General features: G+C 75.6%; 1 pseudogene. It reads left to right on the top strand.

Going from position 1 to position 271, the window contains the following annotated elements:
* Positions 1–271, top strand: a pseudogene (locus ACPYOM_RS22540) (malto-oligosyltrehalose synthase); the annotation flags it as partial.

Raw genomic sequence — 271 nt, 5'->3', positions numbered from 1 at the left:
CCACATGGGCGTCGCCGACCCCTCCCGCAACGCCTGGTGGTGGGACGTGCTGACGCACGGGCGGTCCTCCCGGCACGCGGACGCGTTCGACGTCGACTGGGCGCACGGTTCCGGGCGGCTGCGGCTGCCGATCCTCGGCGCGGAGATCGAGGACGTCCTCGCGGCGGGGGAGCTGACGGTCGACGCCGAGGCGGGCGTCGTGCGCTACTTCGACACCGCCCTGCCCCTGGCCCCGGGTTCGCTCGACGCGGACGCGGACGACATCCGGGGC

The organism is Monashia sp. HAY1-2A (genome assembly GCF_056755315.1).
Note: the sequence above shows the minus strand (reverse complement) of the source record. Positions and strands in the feature narration are given on the sequence as shown.